This is a genomic window from Aeromonas sp. Y318-1 (assembly GCF_027706125.1).
Taxonomy (GTDB): Bacteria; Pseudomonadota; Gammaproteobacteria; order Enterobacterales; family Aeromonadaceae; genus Aeromonas; species Aeromonas hydrophila.
The window spans coordinates 17,913-41,463 of record NZ_JAPDCM010000007.1 but is presented as its reverse complement, the minus strand read 5'-3'; the positions used below and the strand labels follow the sequence as shown (position 1 = coordinate 41,463).

21 protein-coding genes and 1 CRISPR repeat array are annotated in these 23,551 nt (G+C 56.8%); of the genes, 13 read left to right on the top strand and 8 right to left on the bottom strand.

Translation table 11 applies throughout. The annotated features are described in order from the left end of the window. Window positions 1-116: 116 nt before the first annotated feature. The 8 genes from cas3 to cas2e are packed head-to-tail and all read left to right on the top strand — an operon-like array spanning window position 117 to window position 8,284. Entirely contained in the window at window positions 117-2,717 is a 2,601-nt protein-coding gene (cas3, locus tag OKB87_RS11840; protein ID WP_270827544.1) for a CRISPR-associated helicase Cas3', read from the top strand. A gap of 3 nt (window positions 2,718-2,720) precedes the next feature. After that, window positions 2,721-4,208, top strand: a complete 1,488-nt coding sequence (gene casA / locus OKB87_RS11835) for a type I-E CRISPR-associated protein Cse1/CasA (RefSeq protein ID WP_270827543.1) — start codon at window positions 2,721-2,723, stop codon at window positions 4,206-4,208. Next, window positions 4,205-4,729 (top strand): type I-E CRISPR-associated protein Cse2/CasB, encoded by a 525-nt coding sequence (gene casB, locus OKB87_RS11830; protein ID WP_270827542.1) that lies wholly within the window; start codon window positions 4,205-4,207, stop codon window positions 4,727-4,729. The genes casA and casB overlap by 4 nt, the downstream gene beginning before the upstream one ends. Further along, window positions 4,726-5,361: a type I-E CRISPR-associated protein Cas6/Cse3/CasE gene (gene cas6e / locus OKB87_RS11825; protein ID WP_270827541.1), complete on the top strand. Its 636-nt coding sequence runs from the start codon at window positions 4,726-4,728 to the stop codon at window positions 5,359-5,361. Before casB ends, cas6e begins: the two co-directional genes overlap by 4 nt. Window positions 5,362-5,373: 12 nt before the next feature. Further along, window positions 5,374-6,417 carry a type I-E CRISPR-associated protein Cas7/Cse4/CasC gene (cas7e, locus tag OKB87_RS11820; RefSeq protein WP_270827540.1) on the top strand — a complete coding sequence of 348 codons (1,044 nt, stop codon included), beginning with the start codon at window positions 5,374-5,376 and terminating at the stop codon, window positions 6,415-6,417. Between the two features lie 3 nt (window positions 6,418-6,420). Beyond that, window positions 6,421-7,134, top strand: a complete 714-nt coding sequence (gene cas5e / locus OKB87_RS11815; protein WP_270827539.1) for a type I-E CRISPR-associated protein Cas5/CasD — start codon at window positions 6,421-6,423, stop codon at window positions 7,132-7,134. Between the two features lie 3 nt (window positions 7,135-7,137). Next, window positions 7,138-8,019, top strand: a complete 882-nt coding sequence (cas1e, locus tag OKB87_RS11810; RefSeq protein WP_270827538.1) for a type I-E CRISPR-associated endonuclease Cas1e — start codon at window positions 7,138-7,140, stop codon at window positions 8,017-8,019. Window positions 8,020-8,044: 25 nt separating this feature from the next. Further along, on the top strand, window positions 8,045-8,284 hold the full coding sequence (cas2e, locus tag OKB87_RS11805; RefSeq protein WP_270827536.1) for a type I-E CRISPR-associated endoribonuclease Cas2e: 240 nt from the start codon (window positions 8,045-8,047) through the stop codon (window positions 8,282-8,284). A 51-nt stretch (window positions 8,285-8,335) separates the two neighbouring features. Continuing rightward, window positions 8,336-9,827: a CRISPR direct-repeat array (repeat unit 28 nt; unit sequence GTCTTCCCCACACCCGTGGGGGTGTTTC). 202 nt (window positions 9,828-10,029) lie between these two features. On the opposite strand, the gene OKB87_RS11800 is transcribed toward cas2e, so the two are convergent. Then, complete coding sequence (locus tag OKB87_RS11800) at window positions 10,030-11,184, bottom strand: ElyC/SanA/YdcF family protein (RefSeq protein WP_270827535.1); 1,155 nt, start codon at window positions 11,182-11,184, stop codon at window positions 10,030-10,032. Between the two features lie 483 nt (window positions 11,185-11,667). Here OKB87_RS11800 and OKB87_RS11795 point away from each other — a divergent pair, with 483 nt between their 5' ends. Continuing rightward, window positions 11,668-12,879 carry a NupC/NupG family nucleoside CNT transporter gene (locus tag OKB87_RS11795; protein ID WP_270827534.1) on the top strand — a complete coding sequence of 404 codons (1,212 nt, stop codon included), beginning with the start codon at window positions 11,668-11,670 and terminating at the stop codon, window positions 12,877-12,879. A gap of 182 nt (window positions 12,880-13,061) precedes the next feature. Next, complete coding sequence (locus OKB87_RS11790; protein WP_017410358.1) at window positions 13,062-13,505, top strand: inhibitor of vertebrate lysozyme family protein; 444 nt, start codon at window positions 13,062-13,064, stop codon at window positions 13,503-13,505. Window positions 13,506-13,574: 69 nt separating this feature from the next. Here the strand turns inward: OKB87_RS11790 and OKB87_RS11785 are convergent, their stop codons facing one another. Both OKB87_RS11785 and OKB87_RS11780 read right to left on the bottom strand, forming a co-directional pair. Continuing rightward, a complete protein-coding gene (locus OKB87_RS11785; protein WP_270827533.1) occupies window positions 13,575-14,117 on the bottom strand; it encodes a beta/gamma crystallin-related protein in 543 nt (180 codons plus the stop codon). Window positions 14,118-14,313: 196 nt separating this feature from the next. Then, complete coding sequence (locus OKB87_RS11780; RefSeq protein ID WP_005302916.1) at window positions 14,314-14,556, bottom strand: DUF3297 family protein; 243 nt, start codon at window positions 14,554-14,556, stop codon at window positions 14,314-14,316. A gap of 141 nt (window positions 14,557-14,697) precedes the next feature. On the opposite strand from OKB87_RS11780, the gene OKB87_RS11775 reads away from it, so the two are divergent. From OKB87_RS11775 to OKB87_RS11765, 3 genes are all read left to right on the top strand, one after another. Next, the gene (locus tag OKB87_RS11775) at window positions 14,698-15,231 is read left to right on the top strand and encodes a metal-dependent hydrolase (protein ID WP_270827532.1); all 534 of its coding nucleotides are present in this window, start codon (window positions 14,698-14,700) and stop codon (window positions 15,229-15,231) included. A gap of 294 nt (window positions 15,232-15,525) precedes the next feature. Then, window positions 15,526-15,957, top strand: a complete 432-nt coding sequence (locus OKB87_RS11770; RefSeq protein ID WP_270827531.1) for a YhfG family protein — start codon at window positions 15,526-15,528, stop codon at window positions 15,955-15,957. A gap of 9 nt (window positions 15,958-15,966) precedes the next feature. Further along, window positions 15,967-16,563 carry a putative adenosine monophosphate-protein transferase Fic gene (locus OKB87_RS11765; protein WP_270827530.1) on the top strand — a complete coding sequence of 199 codons (597 nt, stop codon included), beginning with the start codon at window positions 15,967-15,969 and terminating at the stop codon, window positions 16,561-16,563. Window positions 16,564-17,426: 863 nt separating this feature from the next. On the opposite strand, the gene OKB87_RS11760 is transcribed toward OKB87_RS11765, so the two are convergent. The 5 genes from OKB87_RS11760 to trpD form a co-directional block, all read right to left on the bottom strand. Then, entirely contained in the window at window positions 17,427-17,975 is a 549-nt protein-coding gene (locus tag OKB87_RS11760; protein ID WP_270827529.1) for a hypothetical protein, read from the bottom strand. Window positions 17,976-18,961: 986 nt separating this feature from the next. Continuing rightward, window positions 18,962-19,768: a tryptophan synthase subunit alpha gene (trpA, locus tag OKB87_RS11755; RefSeq protein WP_270827528.1), complete on the bottom strand. Its 807-nt coding sequence runs from the start codon at window positions 19,766-19,768 to the stop codon at window positions 18,962-18,964. Continuing rightward, window positions 19,765-20,958 (bottom strand): tryptophan synthase subunit beta, encoded by a 1,194-nt coding sequence (trpB, locus tag OKB87_RS11750; protein ID WP_270827527.1) that lies wholly within the window; start codon window positions 20,956-20,958, stop codon window positions 19,765-19,767. Before trpB ends, trpA begins: the two co-directional genes overlap by 4 nt. Before the next feature lie 79 nt (window positions 20,959-21,037). Further along, entirely contained in the window at window positions 21,038-22,534 is a 1,497-nt protein-coding gene (trpCF, locus tag OKB87_RS11745) for a bifunctional indole-3-glycerol-phosphate synthase TrpC/phosphoribosylanthranilate isomerase TrpF (RefSeq protein WP_270827526.1), read from the bottom strand. Beyond that, window positions 22,534-23,547 carry an anthranilate phosphoribosyltransferase gene (gene trpD / locus OKB87_RS11740; RefSeq protein ID WP_043158896.1) on the bottom strand — a complete coding sequence of 338 codons (1,014 nt, stop codon included), beginning with the start codon at window positions 23,545-23,547 and terminating at the stop codon, window positions 22,534-22,536. The genes trpCF and trpD overlap by 1 nt, the downstream gene beginning before the upstream one ends. Between the last annotated feature and the right edge of the window lie 4 nt (window positions 23,548-23,551).

The window sequence follows — 23,551 nt, the reverse complement described above, 5'->3', positions numbered from 1 at the left end:
CATCAGTAGCCCCACCAGTGAGCCAGTGAGAAGAGAATGGCCGACGTGATGGAACAAAAGGCGGTGGCAATATGATGAACCGAAGACGAAAAACAACGGACACGGAGTCAGAGGTCATGACAATCCCCTTTGAATTGTGTCCAGCCAAAACCTACCAAAACCAGCAAGGCGTACCCCAGTTTGGCCCAAGTGTGTTTAACCACTGTCAGATAGTGGGAGAAACTGCACGTGCTTTGCTTAACCGTATGCCAATGACGATTCGAGACGCTCTCTTTCCATCTGGGAGTGCCCTACAGGCCGCCCTTCACGACATTGGTAAGGTCAGCCCTGTCTTTTTCCTCAAATTACAGTGTGCGGTGGAGGGTGAGCAGTCCTCTTGGCTGCAACGCATGCCTCAGTTCCGAGCAATGCGGGAACGTGACTGGGGTGGCCATGCCGGTGTCAGTGAGCTGGCCCTCGCTGCCATCACAAACAACCCGTTTGTTCCTCGAGTCGCCGGGCAGCACCACGGTTTTAATCCGCCTGATGCGATGTTAAGCGCCAGTGCTGAGCAGCTTGGTGGGAAATCCTGGCAAGCAGAACGGTGCAGGCTGGTGGAGGCGTTACAACGGGTTATGGGGGAAGAAATCCCCACTATCACGACGCCGGAACAAGCAAGACTATTGGCAGGGCTGACCACAGTGGCAGATTGGATTGGCTCTGGTCATCACTTTGAAGACCCAACAATCCCCTGGCAGCCAAGAATAGAACAAGCACTGGATGATGCTGGGTTTGTCTTGCCTCAGGTGCGTAAAGGGCTGGCTTTTGGTGATATTTTCAGGGCTGAGGATGGGACACCTTATCAACCCAATGAACCTCAGCAGCTTCTCCACCAGCACAGCCAGGGAGTCGGAGTCTATGTGCTTGAGGCGCCAATGGGGCTTGGCAAGACCGAGGCCGCGCTCTATGCAGCCTACAAAATGTTGGAAGAAGGCAAGGCCACGGGCATTTATTTTGCTCTACCCACTCAACTGACATCCAACAAACTGTTAGACCGCTTCAATGACTACCTCAAGCAGATCCTGACCGAAGAGAGTCCACACCGTCACTCCCTACTGCTTCATGGCAGTGCCTGGTTGGTTAATCAGGCGTTGGGAGAAGAGGGCAAACCCGGCCGTAGCTGGTTTGACAGTGCGAAGCGTGGTTTGCTGGCACCGTTTGCCGTGGGCACCCTCGATCAGGCATTGATGGCCGCCATGAACGTCAAGCACGGTTTTGTCAGAGCCTTTGGCCTGGCGGGTAAGGTGGTGATCCTCGATGAGGTGCACAGTTACGATGCCTACACGAGTGTGATCCTCGACGAGCTGATCCATCTACTTCGAACCCTGCACTGCACCGTAATTATTCTCAGCGCCACGCTGAGTCAGGCTCGCCGCAGTGAGTTGCTCGGGCAGCCGACACAGCAAGACTCCTACCCTCTCATATCCGTATCAATGGGTATCACACCATCACTGCTGCAAGAGCTGTCGGTGACACCAGAGGAATCCCGCTCAGTTCATCTGCAATGCAAACCCATGGCAGACCAGAGTGTGTTAGAGGAAGCGCTCATGCGAGCAACCCAGGGCCAGCAGGTGCTTTGGATTGAAAATACGGTGGCTGAGGCACAGGAACGTTATCTCGATCTGGCTGCCAGAGCACAGGAAGTGGGAGTGGCCTGTGGTTTACTGCACTCTCGCTTTACCGCACGGCATCGGCAAAACAATGAGACACATTGGGTTAGCTGCTATGGCAAGGCGGGCAGAGCAGCCCGTGGGAAGCAAGGCCGTATCTTGATCGGCACTCAGGTACTGGAGCAATCTCTTGATATCGATGCCGACTTTCTGGTAAGCCGCATGGCCCCCACCGATATGTTGTTTCAGCGTCTTGGTCGTCTCTGGCGTCATGAACAGACCCCGAGGCCCACCGAGGCCCGCAGAGAGACCTGGATCCTTACCCCTGACCTCGATGCTGCGCGCCAAGACCCCTATCAGGCCTTTGGTGCAACAGCCCACGTTTATTCACCTTATTTGCTCTGCCGCTCTTTGGAGGTTTGGCTTGCCCAAGTAAGGGAGGGGACAGTCTCCTTACCCGACCACATCCGCACACTGGTGGAATTCACCTATCAGGATCGCAGCGAAGATGACGTGATGGCTCGCTGGAAACAAGAGCTCTTTGACGGCTCTCGCCTGCGTAAAGGGGTCAACGGTCTTCGGCAACTTGCACGGCTTACGCTCTCCAAAGGGGGCAAGACCCTACCCGAGGCCAAAGCGCAAACCCGCTACAGCGAACAGGAGAGCGGTGATTTGCTGCTCCTGTCTGAACTGTCTCTGGACAACCACGACCAGGCCACACTCCTGACTTTTCTCGACGGTGAGCAGGTTGTTATTCCATGGCATGCACATCGCCTTACCCCAACAGAGTGGCGAGGCCGCGCGGCACAGGTGACCCAGCATCTGGTCAGCTGCCGTTTAAGCCAACTGCCCCGGCCACCAGCAAGGCTCTGGTGTCAAAAAGCAGGTTTGGGCAATGTGCTGTATCTGGGCCATCCGGAGCAGGATGACGCCGCTATATCTATTGCCCTGGTCACTACAGATCATCAACTGCATGCCGTCGATGGTTGCTCACTCCCCTTAAGCGATCGCCTCTCTTATCGCTATCGGGATGACATGGGTCTCACCATTACCAAATACAAGGAGTAAGCCTTGGAACATCGCTTCAATCTGATCGACGAACCCTGGATCCCGGTAGCCGACAAGGGACGGGTCGGGCTCAAGGATATCTTCACCCACCCCGAATACCGAACTCTGGGTGGTAATCCGGTGCAAAAGGCCGCCATTCTGAAGCTGCTGCAAGCTATCACCCAAGCCGCTGCTACCCCACAAGATATGGAGGCGTGGCAACAACTAGGTTGGCAAGGAATGGCAGACAGAGCCTGCAGCTATCTGGCCCAGTGGCACGATCGCTTCTATCTCTACGGCCCGGAACCCTTTCTTCAAATGCCTGCCATTGCCAAAGCTGCCATCAAGAGTTTCGGCACCGTGCTGCCCGATGTAGCGACCGGCAATACCACTGTGTTGACCCAAACCCAAGCAGAGCAGCCGCTCGATGATGGCGAGCGGGCCCTGCTACTAATCACCCAGATGGGTTTTGCGCTGGGCGGCAAGAAAGTTGATAACAGCGTGACATTAAGCCCTGGCTATCAGGGGAAGACTAAATCAGGAAAACCAGGCCCTGCTGTTGCCCATATGGGATTACTGCACAACTACTTTCTCGGCCCAACCTTGCTGGAGAGCATCTGGCTAAATCTCTTTACCGAGGCGGAGATCGCCGATCTCACCCTGTATCCGCTTGGCTTAGGTACGCCCCCATGGGAACAGATGCCAGAGGGAGAGGACTGCAACATAGCACAGCAGCTTAAAGGCTCCTTGATGGGGCGGTTGCTACCATTGTGCCGCTTTTGTCTGCTAACCAACGAAGGCTTGCACTACTCCGAGGGGATTGCTCACGGTAATTACAAGGACGGTGTTTTCGACCCCTCAGTGGCTATAGATATCAGCGGCAAGGAACCCAAAGTACGCTGGGCCGATCCCGAGCGCCGCCCTTGGAGGGAACTCACCAGCCTGCTTAGCTTTATCAGACCGGGAGGAAAATCGTTCGACTGTCATCAACTCAGGTTGGCATTTGCCAAAGTCAGACGACAACAGGCACCTTTTGCAGTCTGGTCAGGAGGGTTGAAGGTCAGAAATGATTCAGGTGAACAGAGCCCTAAAGGCTCAGACGATATGGTGGAGTCGCTTTGCTGGTTTTCTCCCAATCATGTTAACGAGCTCTGGTTTAGCCATTTCCAAACCGAAATCGGCAAGTTAGATGAGCTGGCGGATACCCTCTATGACAGCGTGATTAACTACTACAAGACAAAGTCAGCGGCTAATAAAAAGCCCACTAGCTTGGAGAAAGCACTTGCCAAACAGGCAAATAACCTCTTCTGGCAGCTCTGCGAGCGCCAGAGCCAGGCCCTGATCGATGGCTGTGATGAGGTAACAGCTCGCCAACAACTGCGCCGCCAATTTGCCCGCTACACCACCCAGGTATTTGACCAGTTTTGCCCCCATCAAACGGCTCGGCAGATGGATGCCTGGGCCAAAACCAAGCCAAACCTCTCCGCCTATTTGCAACAGGAGCAACCATGAGTACGCAACCGCAAGCGTCACAGAGTCGCGAGGTGGATTTTGTCGCATACCTCTGTCAGCGCTGCCAAAAAGACAAGGGATTTGCCGCCCGGCTGCGCCGTGCCGATAACCCCACCACCGAGTATCAAAGTTGGGACACCCTGGCCGCTTTCGGGATCAATCTGGAGTGTGCCGAAGAGCGCCAGCCATTTGCTCTGATTGCCGCAGCCGTGGCACGCAGTGATCAGGCATGTAATGGTGCCTTGCCACTGGGGCAGGCGATAGCCCTCGCGTTTAGCGAAGGACGCGAGAGCGATCAAGCCAAAGCCAAGCTACGCCGCCTGCTTGCCTGTGACGATACCGAAGAGGTATGCCGCATTTTGCGGCCGTTGCTGACGTTGATCCGTAGCCGGGTCAAGCAACCCCTAGATTACGCGGCACTGCTGGTGGACTTACGCTGGTTTCATCGCAGTGCAGATCGCGCCAAAGCACGTTGGGCTCAACAGTTCTACGGCTGGCAGGAAAAGGAGATAACAGCATGACCCTCTATGCCAGTGTGTTACGCCTAGATCGGGCCACAGTGAGAGCGCTGCGAGTGACCGACCTCTACTCACTGCACCGGGTGGTTTACGGACTGTTTGAGGATGTTCGTTCAGAAGCACAAAAGCAGGCCAGCGTACCAAGCGGAATTCAATGGGTCGATAAAGGAGGTGATCACCTTTGTCGCCAGATCTTGCTGCTCTCGGACCGTCTTCCTCAAACCGGTGAATATGGTGAAGTTGAATCACGCCCTCTGCCCGACGATTTTCTGTCGCACCGCCACTACCGCTTTACCGTCACAGTCTCTCCGACCAGACGAGATAACCAGAGCCGTCAACTCAAGCCAGTGAAAGGGCGAGAGGCCATTGCAGGTTGGTTTATCGAACGCAGCGCCAACAACTGGGGATTTAGTGTTGATCCCCTGCGGTTACAGGTCGATGACGTGAGAGTAGCCCAATTCAAGGCCAAAGCTGAGCGAGACATCACCCTGCAGCAAGCCACCCTGAGCGGCTATCTCACCGTGACAGACCCCGCACGTTTCGCCCTGAGCGTGGCCAGCGGGCTGGGCCGTGGCCGCGCCTTTGGCTGTGGTCTACTGCAAGTCGTTCCCCTTATCGAACAACCCCTTTTCTGACAAGGAATCATCATGAATAACGAGCTGAAAAATACTCGTATCGAGTTTCACATCCTCCAGTCTTTTTCCGTTACGTGTCTGAACCGTGATGATGTAGGAGCCCCCAAAACGGCAGTCGTAGGTGGCGTAACCCGCGCCAGAGTCAGCTCCCAATGCTGGAAGCGTCAGGTGCGTTTGGCCCTGCAAGAGTTTGGCGTCAAGCTGGGTATTCGTACCAAAAAGGTCGCCGAACTTGTCACTGAGCATTGCATCAAACTGGGTGCAGCACAGGAACCTGCCCAGCTGTGTGCAAGTAAGATAGCCGAGCTGCTGGCCGACGATACTTTGCTGTTTATCAGCGACAGTGAGGCCGAAGCCTTTGCTGGCTATGCCAAAGAGCAGCAGTTCGACGCAAGCAAGATCAAAGATAAAGAGCTGGCAAAGCTTGCTAAAAAAAGCCTCAACCCAGCCCTGGATGCGCTCGATATCGCTCTCTTTGGTCGCATGGTCGCCAAGGCAGCAGACATGAATGTCGAAGCAGCCGCCTCTTTCAGCCACGCCATCTCAACCCACAAGGTGGCCAATGAAGTGGAATTCTTCACTGCGCTCGATGATCGGCAAGAAGAACCCGGTTCGGCCCACATGGGGAGCCTGGAATTTAACTCCGCCACCTACTACCGCTATATCAGTCTGGATCTGGGTCAACTCGCCGACACCATGGGTGGGGATGAACTAAATAAAGAACAGTTGAAGCAAGCCATTGCCGCCTTTACCAAGGCGCTGTTTGTCGCGATTCCCGCTGCTCGTCAGACTACCCAATCCGGAGCCAGTCCATGGGAGTTTGCCAAAGTGTTGGTTCGTAAGGGACAGCGCTTACAGGTGCCATTTGATGAGCCAGTAAAAGCCGCTGGCCATGGCTTTTTACTCCCCAGCGTGAAAGCTCTCAAAGGCTATATCTCCAAGAAAGAGGCGCTCACCGGCAGCCTGTTTGGCAAGCTGGGAGATTACGAGTGGGGTGAGGACGAGACATTCAGTTTGGATCACCTGATCGCTAAGCTGCAAAGCCATGTGGAGTAAGTCATGAGTCAACCCTACCTGTTGCTATGGCTGGAGGGGCCACTACAAAGCTGGGGGCACGATTCCCGCTTTGGACGACGTGAGACCCTGCACTTTCCGACCAAGTCCGGGGTCCTCGGGATGGTCTGTGCTGCCCTTGGGGCCGGTGGCCCCCAGACATCCCTGCTCGCCCGATTTGCCGATCTCGATATGCAGGTCCACAGCTTTGCTCGTCGTCACAAGAACAGTGAGCTAGTGCCCCGTGAGCCCTTATTGCGCGATTTTCATATGGTGGGCAGTGGCTACGATGACAAGGACCCTTGGCAGAGTCTGCTGATCCCCAAAACCAGTGAAGGAAAGAAAGCGGTGGGAGGAGGCACAAAGATGACCTACCGCTACTACCTGCAAGATCAGGCGTTTGCCGTACTGCTCCAGGTCCCTGATGACCTGTTAACCGAGGTCGCCCAGGCTTTGCAAAATCCGGTCTGGGATCTCTCCCTTGGCAGGAAAACCTGCGTACCCACCGAGTTCATCTTTCAGGGACAGTTTGCCAACCGGGGTAACGCACTGACTGCGGCCCTCAATCTGGCCGAACAAAAGCAACGAGCCCGAGACTTTATGGTGATCCAGGGATCCACTGAAGGAGGTGAGCTGCTGACATTAAACGATGTTCCGCTGCAATTTGGTCAGCACAAGCGCTATCGGGATCGGCAAGTGACGCTGATAAACGAGGGCTAGACCATGGGCGGTGGTCAGCGTCTATTCGTCAAGATCACTCGAGAGTCCCTGCCTCAGGTCAAGGATAAATACCCCTTTATCTACCTAGAGCGGGGACGCCTCGAGATTGACGACAGCAGTCTAAAGTGGCTCGATGCCGAAGGCCAGGTCGTACGTCTGCCGGTAGCGACTCTCAATGCCATCTTGCTAGGCCCTGGCACCAGCGTGACTCACGAGGCAGTCAAGACTGCCGCTGCAGCCAACTGTGCGATCTGCTGGGTGGGGGAAGACAGTCTGCTCTTCTACGCAGCAGGTTTTTTACCCACCGCCAATACCCGCAACCTCAATTACCAGATGCGGTTAGCCTGCAATCAAAAGTCATCCCTGGAGGTTGCTCGCCGCATGTTTGCCTATCGCTTTCCCGACGCAGATCTGGCAGGTAAGAGCCTTAAGGAAATGATGGGCATGGAAGGTAGCCGGGTGCGCGCGCTTTATCAGCAAAAGGCCCAACAATATGGGGTCGGTTGGAAAGGCCGTCAGTATACTCCCGGTAAAATGGACCTCAGTGATACCACAAACCGGGTGCTGACCTCCGCTAACGCAGCTCTCTACGGCATCCTCTGCTCTGCACTCCATGCCATGGGTTACTCCCCTCATATGGGGTTTATCCACTCGGGCAGTCCGCTGCCCTTTGTTTACGATCTAGCCGATCTCTACAAAGAGAACCTCTGCATCGATCTTGCCTTTTCCCTGACGCGTGAGATGGCCGGGCGCTACGAAAAATCGCTGGTCTCATCTCGCTTTCGAGAGCGGGTGATCGCGCTGGATCTGCTCGCTAGTTTAGCCAGAGATATACCGTCATTACTTGGAGGGGCAAGTACTGATGCTGATAGTTCTGGCAAATGATTTGCCCCCTGCGGTACGAGGACGAATGAAGCTTTGGTTTATCGAGCCAAGGCCCAACGTCTTTGTCTCTGGCATTAAGGACTCGGTCGCTGACACAGTGATCGAATACCTCTACCAACACTGTTCATCGGCAGCTGGTGTGGTGATATTCAAGAGCATCGCCAAAACACCAGGCTATCAGATCCGTACCATAGGCTCACCGACCAAGACGCTCTGTGAGATAAACGGGCTGCAGTTGGTGGTAGAAAAGCTACTCGACCAGTAAGCTAACCACAATATGTAGCTGGTGTGGTACGATCTTTAACAATATATTGGTGTCTTCCCCACACCCGTGGGGGTGTTTCCCCTTCAGTAGCTAAGTTAGGCTTGATGTCGCAGTCTTCCCCACACCCGTGGGGGTGTTTCTTGTCAGGCATCTATTACGGAGTGCATTAATGAGTCTTCCCCACACCCGTGGGGGTGTTTCTAAGAGAGGCTGCGTCATCAGGTAAAGGGGCAAGTCTTCCCCACACCCGTGGGGGTGTTTCGCACTGATCAGCGCTCAATCGCGCCAGAGGATCGTCTTCCCCACACCCGTGGGGGTGTTTCCGAGCCTATAGACTTTGAGGCCATCGTTATCTCGTCTTCCCCACACCCGTGGGGGTGTTTCTCCAGGATGAGGAGCTGCAGGTTACTGTTGCCAGTCTTCCCCACACCCGTGGGGGTGTTTCTGCGAATGATGTCGGCATCGACGAGACCACCGGGTCTTCCCCACACCCGTGGGGGGGTTTCCGTAGAACCCCCGGTCGTTGATGAGCTGGTCAAGTCTTCCCCACACCCGTGGGGGTGTTTCTGAGCGGGCGCTTCTGGTTGGTTGCCTTGAGGTGTCTTCCCCACACCCGTGGGGGTGTTTCCTTGACCGAGACATCGAGCTGCTGGCGATTGTTGTCTTCCCCACACCCGTGGGGGTGTTTCTGGCAGGCCGAGGTGCGGGCCAAGCTGGAGGATGTCTTCCCCACACCCGTGGGGGTGTTTCTATACGCCGTGGGATAGATTTGAAAGGTGCAGAGTCTTCCCCACACCCGTGGGGGTGTTTCCCGCATGCAGGCCATGAAGGAGAGCAACGAGCGGTCTTCCCCACACCCGTGGGGGTGTTTCTCATGGATAGAAGCTCTCCACAAACTTGATGGTGTCTTCCCCACACCCGTGGGGGTGTTTCCAACTATGGCCAAGGCCGCAAGATCCTGGGGGTGTCTTCCCCACACCCGTGGGGGTGTTTCCCCAGCCATGGCAGTAACAGCGGTGAGGACACCGTCTTCCCCACACCCGTGGGGGTGTTTCTCTGGGGTCTCAAGAACCTGCCGAAGAAACACAGTCTTCCCCACACCCGTGGGGGTGTTTCTGTCCACCAGGATGTCCTGCTGCATCACCTTGGGTCTTCCCCACACCCGTGGGGGTGTTTCTGGAGCAGTGGCTGCGGTACGTCGCTCTCATCCGTCTTCCCCACTCCCGTGGGGGTGTTTCCGATCTGTTATGGCAGCACCGCTGGGGTAAGGTGTCTTCCCCACACCCGTGGGGGTGTTTCCAGCAGAATTACATCGCGGCTGCCGTGGATAAGGTCTTCCCCACACCCGTGGGGGTGTTTCTGGCAGGGAGGTCTTCTTGACCAGCATGCGCAGGTCTTCCCCACACCCGTGGGGGTGTTTCTGCGCATCACCGGGTGGCAATACTGACTCGATAGTCTTCCCCACACCCGTGGGGGTGTTTCCCTATACGGCGACTTTTCTCGGCGATCTTGAGGGTCTTCCCCACACCCGTGGGGGTGTTTCTGGGAGGGGGGCGGTAGCGCCCGAGATGTTTGTAGTGGTAATTTCATAACAGCCGCTTCTCTACAGTCAGTAGCTGAACGTACATTCGCCACTTTGGCACTTCAGATGCCGTTTGGGGTAGGTGTGACCATCCCATTCATAACGCATCCGTGATGCAAAAAGTGTGCAGGCAACGGGCCGGGTGAGCGCGGCGTGCCTGAGCTCAGCGCTCCAGCAGGGGGGTGGAGCGGTAGCTCCAGAGCCCGTAGGTGCGCAGGGCGTCGCGGTAGATGCCGAGCAGCTCGCTGTCGCTCACCTTGGCAAGCTCGGAGAGCGGCTTGTCGGGATAGCTGACGCTGTCTATCCGGATCCCGGCCGGCCCGCTCTGCCAGCAGGCGATCTCCAGCAGGGTCTGGCCCCGGCGCACATGGCTGGCGGAGCTCACCAGGGTGGCATACTCGATCTGGTGGCGGGCGAGGGCATAGCCGCTATAGAGGGCGTTCTCCACCGTGCTGGTGGCGTAGTTCTCTTCGATGATGCGCGAGCGATCTATCCCCTTTTTCACCAGCCAGTCCGCCATCAGCTTGCCCTCGGTCTGACGGTTTTGGGGCACGCCGCCGGTCAGGATGATGAGGGCCGCCGGGTTGGCCTTGGCCAGCGCCCGGGTGGTTTCCAGCCGGCCCAGCAGGATGTCGTGCATGGAGCCGTCGGGATTGAGGGCATAACCTAGGGTGACGATGACCCGGTTGCCCGGCTTGGGTGAGCGCTCCCCCTGCTCCTTGAGCGGGGTGGCGACGACGCGCTCGACCGTGTCGAAGATACGCTGCAGATCGGCGGCCCGGCCCGGGTTCAGGCTGGCCAGCTTGCTCTGATACCCCTTGGCGGCGGCCTCGTTGTGTTTGAAGGTCTGCCAGGTGGCGAGGTAGCTCAGCAGGTCGATGTCATCGGGCGCGGTGCTGAGGACCTGCTCGAACAGGCCGATGGCCTTGTCCACGTTGCCGTTGTAGATCTGGGCGTTGGCCGCAGAGATGAGCAGGTCGGTGCGATAGGGCTCGAGCTGGTAGGCCTGCAGCAGCAGCTCGGTCACCTGCTCCATGTTGCTCGGCATCTTGGCGGTGAAGCCGGCGGTGGAGATGCGGGCGGGGGATTTGAAGATCTGCCAGGCATCCGCCAGCAGCTGATCCACCACCTGGCGCTTGCTGATGTACTGGTCGTAATTCTGCTCCTTTTGCAGGGAGCGTACCGGGGTAGCCCAGGCTTCGGAAGGGAGCACGGCAGGCAGTGTCAGCAGGCCGGCCAGCGTCAGGGCAATCGCGGTTCTTTTCATCATGATGGCGTTCCACCGAAGGTTGATGGCACCAGGCCATTCCAGGACCATGGGGCTTTTTCAATAAAAACATAAACTTGGTGATTGGCCAGTGTATCGCGTCGTGGCGTGAAAAAACGTGAACCGCTTCGGTTATCCGGGGAAGGGGGTGGCGCCTGCCCTATTCGGGGGGAGCAACATGTACTTTCCCTGTGGGTTTGCTCAGTTGTGGCGCAATCCTGCCGCGTTTTGGGTAAAGCTCACCGCAGCCGTGAAAAAGTTGGCGGGGCCAATCGTTTTACCGCTTTTTCTGTGACGGCGATCACTGTACCATCGCCGCCCGACCTGCCACCCGGCCGCAGCTCCCCCTGCGACGGCGCTGGCGTCACCCGATACTCGCCGTCACCTGGAACGTGAATGACCCCAGGATGGGACCCGCCACTAACCTGTAGGTTTGTGGTCTGCGTGTCGCGGGGTCGGCACCTCTCCCGCCCGCTCCCTGCGATGCCTGTCTGCAGACTTGCCGTATGAAACTTCTCTCTTCATAGGTGCAAGATGACGCTGTTATTGAGTCTGGTCGGTATGCTGGCCCTGATGTTTATCGCCTGGCTGGCCAGTGAAAACCGCCGTGCCATCCGCTGGCGGACCGTGCTGGGGGCCCTCGCCCTGCAAACCGGCTTTGCCGCCCTGGTGCTCTACTTCCCCCCCGGTCAAATCATGCTCGGTGCCATGAGCAACGGCGTCTCTGCCCTGCTCGGCTTTGCCGACAGCGGCATCCGCTTCGTGTTTGGCGATCTGGCCAGCAACGGCTTCATTTTCGCCGTGCGGGTGCTGCCGCTGGTGATCTTCATCAGCGCGCTGATCGCCGTGCTCTATCACTTCGGCATCATGCAGTGGGTGATCCGAGTGTTGGGAGGCGGCATTCACCGCCTGCTCGGCACCAGCCGCGCCGAATCCCTGGTGGCCACCGGCAACATCTTCCTCTCGCAAGGGGAATCCCCGCTGCTGATCCGCCCCTTCCTGGCCGGCATGACCCGCTCCGAGCTGTTTGCGGTGATGACTTGCGGCATGGCCTCGGTGGCAGGCTCTGTGCTCGGGGGCTACGCCGGGCTGGGTGTGGATCTCAAGTACCTGATCGCGGCCTCCTTTATGGCGGCGCCGGGGGGCCTCTTGATGGCGAAACTCTTGGTGCCGGAGCAGCAGCAGGTGCGCGAGCAGGCCGAGATCACCCTCGACAAGAGTGACTACAGCAACGCCATCGACGCCCTGGCGGGCGGCGCCATGAGCGGCATGAAGATCGCGGTGGCCATCGGCACCATACTGCTGGCCTTTGTCAGCGTCATCACCATGATCAACGCCGGTCTCACCACGGTGGGCGAGTGGTTCGGCTGGGCTGATCTCTCCCTGCAGCATCTGCTGGGTTACCTGTTTGCCCCGGTGGCCTGGCTTATCGGCGTGCCGGCCAGCGAGATGATGGCGGCAGGATCCTTGATCGGCCAGAAGGTGATCATGAACGAGTTCGTCGCCTACCTGGACTTTGCCAATATCAAGCAGGATCTCAGCGCCCACACCCAGATCATCATCACCTTCGCCCTCTGCGGTTTTGCCAACCTGGGCTCCATCGCGGTGCAGCTCGGCTCCATCGGCACCATGGCGCCGGAGCGCCGCCACGACGTGGCGAGCCTCGGCTTCAAGGCGGTGCTGGCGGCGACCCTGGCCAACCTGATGAGCGCCACCCTGGCGGGGCTGTTCGCCTCCCTCGGCTAAGCGACCCTTGCCCCCATGCACACCCCGTCTCGCCACTGGCGCGGCGGGGTGTCGTCCATCTGGCGCCAGCCACTGACGCCTCGGCACGGCATGGACTCGACAAGGGCGGGCGCAGGCGGTAGCGTGATGGCGCGCGGCCAGCCCGCGCCTGTTCAGGCATTCATATAACAAGGAATCACATCATGACCCGTTTCTCTCGCGCATTGGCGCTCTCCCTGCTGCTGGTCGGCGCCGCGCCAGCGTTTGCCGCCGCTACCTATACCTCGGATCTGCTGCTGTCGGCGGACTTCAAGGCCCCCTGGGCCAAGGCGACCCAGGGCATCAAGAACCTGCCCAAGTGGGTGCGCAGCGGCAACGGCACCAGCTCCCCGCTCGAAGCCGTGGCCGGCACCCCCTATCAGAGCGGCTCGGTCTGCAAGCCCCACGACTGCGCCAGCCACTACATGCAACTGCTGGTGGATACCAAGGCCAAACGGGTGTGGGGTGTGCTGATCGACCTGCCGGATAGCGACGCCGCCCGCGAAACCCCGTCCAAATTCGCCCGCTACACCTGGCTCGGCCAGCCGGACAAGGGGATGCAGGCTGCCCTGATGAAGCAGGTTGAGGCCGACCCCAACTGGCAGTAAGCCTCGAAAAGCAAAAACCTCTGCCTGGGCAGAGGTTTTTTTATGGCGAAGAGGTGATGGGGCAAGGCGCTAGTGGCTCAGGATCCGCACCGAGCGGATGCGGTTGTTGAAGTCGGTTGCCTCCTGCTCGCCGCCCTTGCGGGTGTAGTAGCCACCGCGAAAGTCGGTCTCCTCGAAGAAGCGTACCACCCAGCCAGCCGGTACGGTGAAGGAGGAGATGCGGTTGGCAAAGCCGTAGCGGCCGAGATCCGCAATATCCCGGTCGATGCGCAGGGACTCGCCGCTCTGGTGGGCGCCGTCGAACACCAGCAGGGTGCTGGCGTCGTCCCCTTCGTCCAATCGGGTTGTCAGGCAGCTCGCCTTGGCCACCTCGCAAAACAGGCTGTTGTTGCCTTGGCCCTGCTGGCAGCGGCGGCTCACCTTCTGGCGCGCCAACCACTCGCTGCGCCCCGCATCGGCATAGACGCTGTTGAAGGGGGTCAGGGTACAAACGTGGATGCGCCCGCCACCCTGGCTCTGGCCGTTCACCACGATCTGGGGATTGATAAGGATATCGGCGCGGACCGCTGTGCTCAGGGTCAACAGCGCCAGCAGGACAAACAGCTTGTTCATGGATGAGATCTTGCCAGTTCAAGGGGCGGCAAGGATTGCCGAGACGCCGGCCTGATGCAAGAGAGTGCGGCGCCCGCTGCGACACTCCTTGCCCGCCACAGGCGTCAAGATGCAGGGCTCAAAGCAGAACACCGGCACAAGGCCGGTGTTCTGAACAGCATGGCGGCGGGCCCGGCGGGCGCGCGGTCAGGGCAGCTTAGGCGTAGAAGGCCTCGACGGTGCCCTTGACGGTGATCAGCATGGGGTTGCCGTAGCGATCCTTGGCCTTGGGGGAGGGGATCTTCACCCAACCTTCGCTGATGCAGTACTCCTCGACATTGGTGCGCTCCTTGCCGTTCACGCGAATGCCAATCTCGTGTTGGAAGCACTCAGCCACGTGGTGCGGGCTGCGCGGGTTGGCCGCCAGACGGTCGGGCAGGGCCGGTTTGTTGTCGCTCATTTTATTTACCTGAGTGTGATAAAAAGTGGGTCATTGTAGGCAATGCCCGTCATGGGCTCAAGGCTGGTGGCACGCAACTTCACCTTCACTTCACCGAGCGGGAATAAGGTAGGCTCACGTTTTCAGTTGGAGCTTCACCCTATGCCGACCATCGTCACCCACGCCGCCGTCCCTCTCTGCCTTGGACTCGGGCTTGGCAGCCGGATTATCCCGCCGCGCCTGCTGCTGGCAGGTATTGCCATCGCCATGCTGCCCGATGCCGACGTGCTCGCCTTCAAACTGGGGGTCGCCTACGGCCATGTCTTTGGCCACCGCGGCTTTACCCACTCATTGCTGTTTGCATTTGCCCTGCCCACGCTGGCCATGCTGCTTCACCGCCAGCTTAAGGCCAGTGCCGCTACCGTCTGGTCGTTTCTGCTGGTCTCTCTGCTCTCCCACAGCCTGCTCGATTCCCTCACCACCGGCGGCAAGGGGGTTGGCTGGCTCTGGCCGTGGCGGGACGAGCGTTTCTTTGCCCCCTGGCAGGTGATCCGGGTCGCCCCCTTCAAGCTGGAGGCCTACCTCACCGCCCGAGGTGAGGCGGTGATCCTCTCCGAGCTCTACTGGGTCTGGCTGCCGGGAGGTGCGTTGATGCTGGTGTTGATGGGATGGCGGGAGTGGAGAAGGGGGCGGTAGTTGTGGGGTTGGAAAGGTTTGTTTGATATATGCTGGCTGAGCAAAAAAATCAAAAAGTGGAGACATCTCTCTTGTGTTCTGGCTATGCAACGTCGTGCTCAGAAAGATGGGAGCCCTGATTTTTTGTTTGCTCGGGTGCTTTTGGCATTCCCTTTTGCCAGTTAACGCCCGAATTTGTGGCTGTATTTGGAGCACAGCGGAAAAGTCGTCCGGCAACATGCGCTTGTTAGCTGCATTTAACTTGAATTAGATGCAAACTCCCTCTATTATGCGCATATATATGCGGAGGTCAGTATGAACTATGAACTCGATGTTCTAGCAGCTCTAACTCAGTTATCTGAGCCCACAACACAAGATATAGTTGCGGCAACAGGGATATCTGAGCGCAAGGTTCAGAATGTCATGAAAGCACTTCAATCAGACTTGAAGATTGTAATAAAGAAAACGAAGGATGGGCGAAATATTCGTTACTCCATAACAAGCTGGGGCGTATTTGAGTCAGGGAATGTCTTAGAAAATGAATTAGTAGCGAGACCTCTAAAGAAAACTACTCTCAAGTTCAGCAAAGCTGCCTTTTATGAATCAGTAAAAATGATTAACTATAAAGAAAGCTCACGGCTTGAAGGAATTGCGATTCATTTTTCTATATCAACGAAGAATCTAAAAAAATATAGCTCTACAAAAAAACGCTCTCTTATTGCAAAATACTCAAGCTATAAAATATGAGCAATAATCATGGTTGATAAATATGGAACAGGTGACGATCCGTACACCTACAAGAACTCTGATGTACTAATAAATAAGTTTGATATACAAGACCTCCGGATTTTAGAGGAAGCTGAGAAGGAGTTTACCGAGCTGGCAGCTTTATCTATTCACTTTAAAGAGCCACCTTATACTTTTGAAACACTATGTGACATTCATAGAACTCTCTTTTCAGACCTTTTTGAATGGGCAGGGGTAATAAGAATTATCGATATATCAAAAGGAACTACCCGATTTTGCAGCTGTGAATTTATCAAGCAAGAATCTAATAAATTATTCAGTAGCCTTGCTAAAGAAAGTTTTCTAGAAGGACTTGAAAGAGCTCTCTTTATCAAAAAACTCGCTGAATATTACTGTGATATCAATGTTCTCCATCCTTTTAGAGAGGGAAACGGAAGAGCCCAAAGGATTCTTTTTGAACACATCTGTATAAACTCTGGCTATAACTTAAATCTATCTGGAGTTTCTGTAAAAGAGTGGGCAGATGCAAATATCCTTGGCTATCACTGTGACTATAGCGCGATGGAAATAATCTTTGACAGGTGCCTCTCAACTATAGAGGCATGATTACAGCTAATGTTCTGTTAAGGGGTGAGCAACGCTACCACGTATCTAAACCATTGCACAGTAAAAACGAAACCCAACCCTGAACTTGTTGAAAAGGCCAAGCGTTGGGAATCACTCTTAAATGCTTTGTGAGTTCACTTTACTTCCATTCCGATTAAGCTTTTAAATTCTAAATCTAACATCGGTAACATCTGATGAATTGTTTCAATTGAAGCATTCCAAGTTTCTGACACTTTAGGATTTACTATGTACTCACCCTTTTCATTCTTAATAGCTAGATTTGAGTAATTTTATGATATAAAGGAAGATAATTGTGTAATTCGACTTATTAACTCACAGTATTCAGTCGAGAGGTAAAATTTATTGCGTCCGTGAAACTCATTTAGTTCATTAACAGACCCCTTTAGGGCCCCACCATTTCTTGCTCTTGAACTGTAAGTGTATGCACACCATAGATGTATTCCCATGGCTCGTAGGTTTTATATTGGCGCTCGCGTGACTTTTGGAGTTGCCATGGAAAAATTAAATTAAATCAGTCTATTACCAGTATGTCTCTGATACTTGAATGTATTCTCTTGAACTAATTTTTTACTCTATCATTACTACTGTGTAAAAAACAGTTCAGGAGCCAGCTATGGAGAGTACCGCTAAACCCCGTTTGCGTGAACAGGTCAGGACAGTGATGCGTTTGCATCATTGCTTTGTTAGACTTTAACTTGTTGAATTATTTCTTGGCCTATTACTAAGGCACTTGATGTAGTACCGCCAAGGTAGGCTTTGGCTGCGACATTCGCTGAAGAGTGAGCTAACTTTATAAGTTCAGCAATTACCTGTTTGTCAACGACCTTTAGCTCTTCTGTATGTTAAATTATTATATGTGGCTGAAATGCAGGGATTCCATTGATCAAAAGTTGGTACTGATAGCCGGTATAGCTTTTATGTTCATCCCAGATCACGCCAGCATCTTTCTCTATTTTTACGTAGGGTTTAATTTCAACACCAAAGGCCTTTACTTGAGCTTCATGTTCCATTTTTGCAATTGCCCGCCCCTTCTTTTCCGCTTCAGCCTCTTGCTTCGCAAGTTCTTCACGATGTGCTGACTTGATGTTTGTTATTTCAAGGAGGTGATCTTTGTTTGCTGCTGTGATCCCAAGATCATAACCTTGTTGGTGTGCCTGTTCCTTCGATTTCTTTAGTGAATCATGGTGCGCAATTTCAAGGTTGTTTTTTGAATTAATATGTTCTGCCTCAAGAAGATGAATTGATTTTTTATGTTCATTTATAATAGCATCCAATTCTTGAATTTTGACAACAGCATTTTTAGTTTTTTTTGAAAATAAAAGCACAAAGATAATTGCAGTTGTGATGGTAGATAAAATTATTGCGGTCAGTAAGCTTGATTGTGAATACATGTCACTTCCTTATGACTGAATTAAAGTCCAATGATTAACACATGTGCGGTAAACCGCAGATCTCTTATATTTAAAAATCGTAGATTGGTGCTGAGAGAAATAAAGCCCAACATTGTACCGTGAATATATCTGAAACCCTATTTCACGATTTTGCCACATGCTTGTTTATCCCGATCGGGTTGGCGCAATAAGGCTCGCCTGTTGGGCTTCGCTACGCTCTGTGCCAACCTACAAAAACCACGCTACCGCCCCTGAGTGACAGCCCCCAGTTCGCTGCTGTTAACCTGCGAGAAAGCAACAATCGCAGCCATGGTGAGCTTCCGAGAGATGGATTGTCGTTTGGCTATCTTAAGGGGGGGGTGAAGGGCGAGAAGATTGTTTTGACGGGAATTTGCACTAGATCAATAAAATTGTCATTAGCGATGTTTGAGGTGCGCCGATCACTCGGCTGGGTATGTGCAATACCCCTCACCCCTGCCCTCGCGCAAGGGGAGAGGGAGCATATCTGCGGTTAGACGGGGCTACGGGTTGGCACGGTGTTGATCTCCCTCTTATTCGCTGAGGCGAGCCCTCTTGTCCAGGCCGCGAGAACACGGATGTTCGAAGCAGGCTTTGGGCGAAGCCATGGATAGCGGAGGCCAAAGGCTCATCGGCGCGTACCGTTGGACAAGAGGATGAGCCGAAGGTACCCGACGTTAGTCGGGCGAATAAGCGGGGGGGGGGCCTTTCTTTTGGTGACTTTTCTTTGGCCACGCAAAGACAAGTCACTCGCCCCGACCCGAAGGACGGGCGAAGCCCCGTCGAGGGCAGAGCCCTCGCGTCCTGCATGGCGAAGCAGCGCCACCATATCAACGTCGCGAACGTCCGATTACGCTTCGCTAATCAGACCTATAGAGAAGCCAACCGCTGACGCCGGATAACAAAAGGGAGCCTAGCAGGCTCCCTTTCCTCAGACACGGTCAATGGCATGTGACCCATGCCGCCCCTTATCGATTGGTCGCGGCCTTCATCCCTTCCACAAACTCCTTCAGACGAGTGAGCATATGCTCCGGGTTCTGGTGGTGGGTCTCGATAATCTTCACCACGGCGGAGCCGGAGATGGCACCGGCGGCGCCAGCAGCGATGGCTTCACGCACCTGGGCCGGTTCGCTGATGCCAAAGCCGAGCAGGGCAGGGGGAGCGTTGAACTCGCGCAAGGTATTGATGAGACCTTCCACCGGCATGCCAGCCTTGGTCTCGGCACCGGTCACGCCGGCTCGGCTCACCAGATAGGTGTAACCATTGCCGAGCTCCGCCACCTGTTTCAGGGTCTCGGCGTCGCCATTGGGCGGGGCGATAAAGATGCTGTCGATGCCGAACTTGTCGGCGGCCGCCTTGTAGGGGGCGCACATCTGCACCGGCACGTCGGCGACCAGCACCGAATCCACGCCCGCCTGCTGGCACTTCTCGTAGAAGCCGTCAATTTTGCGCACATAGACTAGGTTGGCGTAGACCAAGAGGCCAATGGGCAGCTGCGGGTACTTGGCACGGATGCGGCCGAGCAGCTCGAAGCAGTCGTCTGGGGTAGTGTGACTGGCAAAGGCGCGCAGGGCGGCGCCCTGAATGGTGGGGCCATCCGCCACCGGATCGGAGAAGGGAATGCCGAGCTCGAGGGCATCGGCGCCCCCTACGACCAGCGCATCGACGATGGCCAGGGAGAGTTCAGGTGTGGGGTCACCCAGCATCACGAACGGCACAAAGGCGCCCTGATTGGCTTCATCCAGACGGGAGAAGAGTTGTGCGTAACGGTTCATGACAAGGTTCCTTCTTTTTCAAAGATGTCGGCAACGGTGAAGATATCTTTGTCGCCACGGCCGGAGAGGTTGACGATGAGCACCTGCTCTTTTTCCGGTTCACTGCGGGCCATCTTGAGGGCGTGGGCCAGCGCGTGGGAGGACTCCAGCGCCGGGATGATCCCTTCGGATTTGGCCAGCTCCTGGAAGGCGTCCAGCGCCTCCTTGTCGGTCACCGAGGGGTACTCGGCGCGGCCGATGGCGGCCAGGTGTGCGTGCTGCGGGCCGACGGAGGGGAAATCCAGCCCTGCCGAGACGGAGTAGGACTCCTGGATCTGACCCTGATTGTCCTGCATCAGGTAGGAGTGCATGCCAAAGAAGACCCCCTTGCTGCCGTGCCCCAGCGGCGCGCCGTGCTCGCCACTCTCGATGCCGTGACCACCGGGCTCGACGCCGATGAGGCGCACCGACGGCTCATCGATAAAGTCGGCAAACATGCCGATGGCATTCGAGCCGCCGCCGACGCAGGCGATCACCGCATCGGGCAGCCGCTCTTCCTTCTCGAAGCACTGGGCTTTGGCCTCTTCGCCGATCATCTTCTGGAACTCCCGCACGATAGTGGGGAAGGGGTGTGGGCCGGCGGCGGTGCCGAGCAGGTAGTGGGCCGACTCGTAGTTGGCAGCCCAGTCGCGCAGCGCCTCGTTGCAGGCATCTTTGAGGGTGCTGGAGCCCGAATGCACCGGAATGATGGTGGCGCCCATCAGCTTCATGCGAAATACGTTGGGCTTCTGGCGCTCGCAATCCTTGGCGCCCATATAGACCCGGCACTTGAGGCCGAGCAGGGCGCAGGCCAGCGCAGTGGCCACGCCATGCTGACCAGCCCCGGTCTCGGCAATGATCTCGCTCTTGCCCATCCGCTTGGCCAGCAGCGCCTGACCCAGCACCTGGTTGGTCTTGTGGGCGCCGCCGTGCAGCAGGTCTTCACGCTTCAGATAGAGGCGGGTCTTGGTACCCTTGGTCAGATTGCGGGTCAGGGTGAGCGGGGTCGGGCGACCGGCATACTCGGTCAGCAGGGTCTGAAACTCGGCGATAAAGGCCGGATCATCCTTGGCATCGACGAAGGCCTTCTCCAGCTGGAGCAGGGCGGGGATGAGGATCTGGGGCACGTACATGCCGCCAAATTCACCAAAAAACGGGTTGAGCAGGGTCATGGTTTCTTCCTTATACCTTGAGTCGAAAACGGAACATCAATTACGAAACAGTAATTCAGTGGCGGCCTCACAGGGCTGCTTACAGTTGGCGCAGGGCGGCAAACGCGGTCGCCAGCTTGTGTGCATCCTTCTGGCCCGGGGCACTCTCTACCCCGGAGTTGAAATCAAGGCCGAGGCAGCCGATCTGGGCCGCTTGCAGGGCGTTGTCGGGGTTGAGGCCGCCCGCCAGCATCAGCTTGGCTTTATCGAGATGGGCCAGCAGGGCCCAGTCGAACGCCTGACCGGTGCCGCCGCTCTGGCTGCCTACTTTGGTATCCAGCAGCAGCCGATCGGCCGGGTAGTCGAGAGCGGGCAGCGGTTCGCCACTTGTGACTCCAACTGCCTTCCAGATCTGGCAGCCAGCCGGCAGCAGGGGACGCAGGCTCTCGATATAGGCGGCGTCTTCATCCCCGTGCAGCTGCACCGCGGCGAGCCCCAGCGCCTCCACCGTCTTGACGAGGGTGGCGGGCTGGGCGTTGCGAAATACCCCGACGTAAGAGAGCGGCGCGCCCGTCATCACGGCGCGGGCGGCGGGGATGTCCACGTAGCGCGGGCTTTTGGCCACAAAGATAAGACCGCCAAATACCGCGCCCGCCTGATGGGCCGCAGCGGCGTCTTCGGCGCGGGTGAGGCCGCACACCTTGTTCTGGCCCAGAGTGAGCTTGCGCACCGCAGCCTCCAGATCCGGCTCGGCCATCAGCGATGAGCCCACCAGGAAGCCCTTGGCATGGTGGCGCAGATCCGCCACCTGGGCGCGGTGGTTGATGCCGGATTCGCTGATCACCACCCGATCGCTCGGAATATCTTTAGCCAGCTGTTTGGTGCGGTTGAGATCCACGCTCAAATCCCGCAGGTCCCGGTTGTTGATGCCAATCACCGGCGCCCCCAGCGCGATGGCGCGGGTCAGCTCCTCCTCGTTGCTTACCTCGGTGAGCACGCCAAGGCCCAGCTCTTTGGCCACCGCGAACAGGGCGCGATACCCCTCGTCGGTGAGCACCGAGAGCATCAGCAGGATGGCGTCCGCCTGATAGTGGCGGGCCAGATAGACCTGATAGGGGTCAATCATGAAATCCTTGCAAAGCACCGGCTGCTGAACACGGCTGCGTACGCGAGGCAGGAAGGCGAAATCCCCCTGAAAGAACTTCTCGTCGGTCAGCACCGAGATGGCGGTGGCGTATTTGCCATAGATGTCGGCGATGGCCTCCGGGCTGAAATCATCGCGGATCAAGCCTTTGGAGGGGGAGGCCTTCTTGCACTCCAGAATAAAGCGGGTGGAGCCCGCCTTGAGCGCGCCGACGAAATCCCGATCGCTTGGGGTCAGCGCGCTCTGGAAGCTCTCCAGTGGCTGGGCCAGCTTGCGGGCGGCAACCCACTCCTGCTTGGCCGCCACGATTTTGCCGAGAATGGTCTGGCTGATGGAGGCCATGTTCAGAAAAGCATGGGGGGCAATAAGGTCTGACATCTCGTTATCCTTGCGAAGCTGGTTATTGCCGGTTGGGCGTTCTGAATGACTGCTGTGCAGAGTTGTGGCTGACATCATGCCTCCTGATGACTCAAGGTGGCCAGCCGAGCGGCGAGCTCCGCCGTCTTGCCGCTTGCCAGCACCGCCAGCACCTCGGCCGCCGCGCTCTTGAGATCCTTCGCCTTGTCTGCCATCAGCAGCAGCGGCGCCACGTTGGCGGCGATGGCGGCGTTGTGGGCCGGGGTACCACGCCCTTCCAGAATGGCGGCGGTGATGGCGCGGTTCTCTTCAGGCTCTCCCCCCTGAATGGCGCTGACCGGATAGGTCTCCAGGCCAAAGTCAGCCGGGGTTAACAGAAACTCGCGGATCTCGCCGTCACGGATCTGGGCCACCTGGGTCGGGCCGTGGATGGCAATCTCGTCAAGGCCGGCGCCGTGCACCACCATACCGGTTTTCAGCCCCAGAGCCAGCAGGGTTTCGGCGATGGGGCGTACCAGCTCCGGGGCATAGACCCCCATCAGCTGATAGGTGGGGCGAGCGGGGTTGATGAGCGGCCCCAGCACATTGAACAGGGTGCGGGTCTTGAGGGCTTGGCGCACCGGCATGGCATGGCGCACCCCGGCGTGATACTGGGGGGCGAACAGGAAGCAGATGCCAAGCTCGTCCAGGCAGCGGCGCGCCTGCGCCGGGCTCATGTCGAGCTTGATGCCCATTTTGTCGAGCAGATCGCTCGAACCAGACTTGCTCGAGACCGAGCGGTTGCCGTGTTTGGCCACTTTCAGGCCGCAGGCGGCAGCGACCAGTGCCGAGGTGGTGGAGACGTTGATGGTGTTGAGGCCATCGCCCCCGGTGCCGACGATGTCGCAAAATTCATAGTCCGGACGCGGGAAGTCGCGCGCTTCTGCCAAGAGTGCCTCGGCGGCGCCGGCGATCTCCTCCGGGGTCTCCCCCTTGATCTTGAGGGCGGTCAACAGACTGGCGAGCACGATGGGATCCACTTCGCCACGTACCACCTGGCCGAAGGCGTCGCGGGTACTTTCACGGCTCAGAGACTGACCCTGATAGAGGGTGTTGAGATGATGATGCATGTTG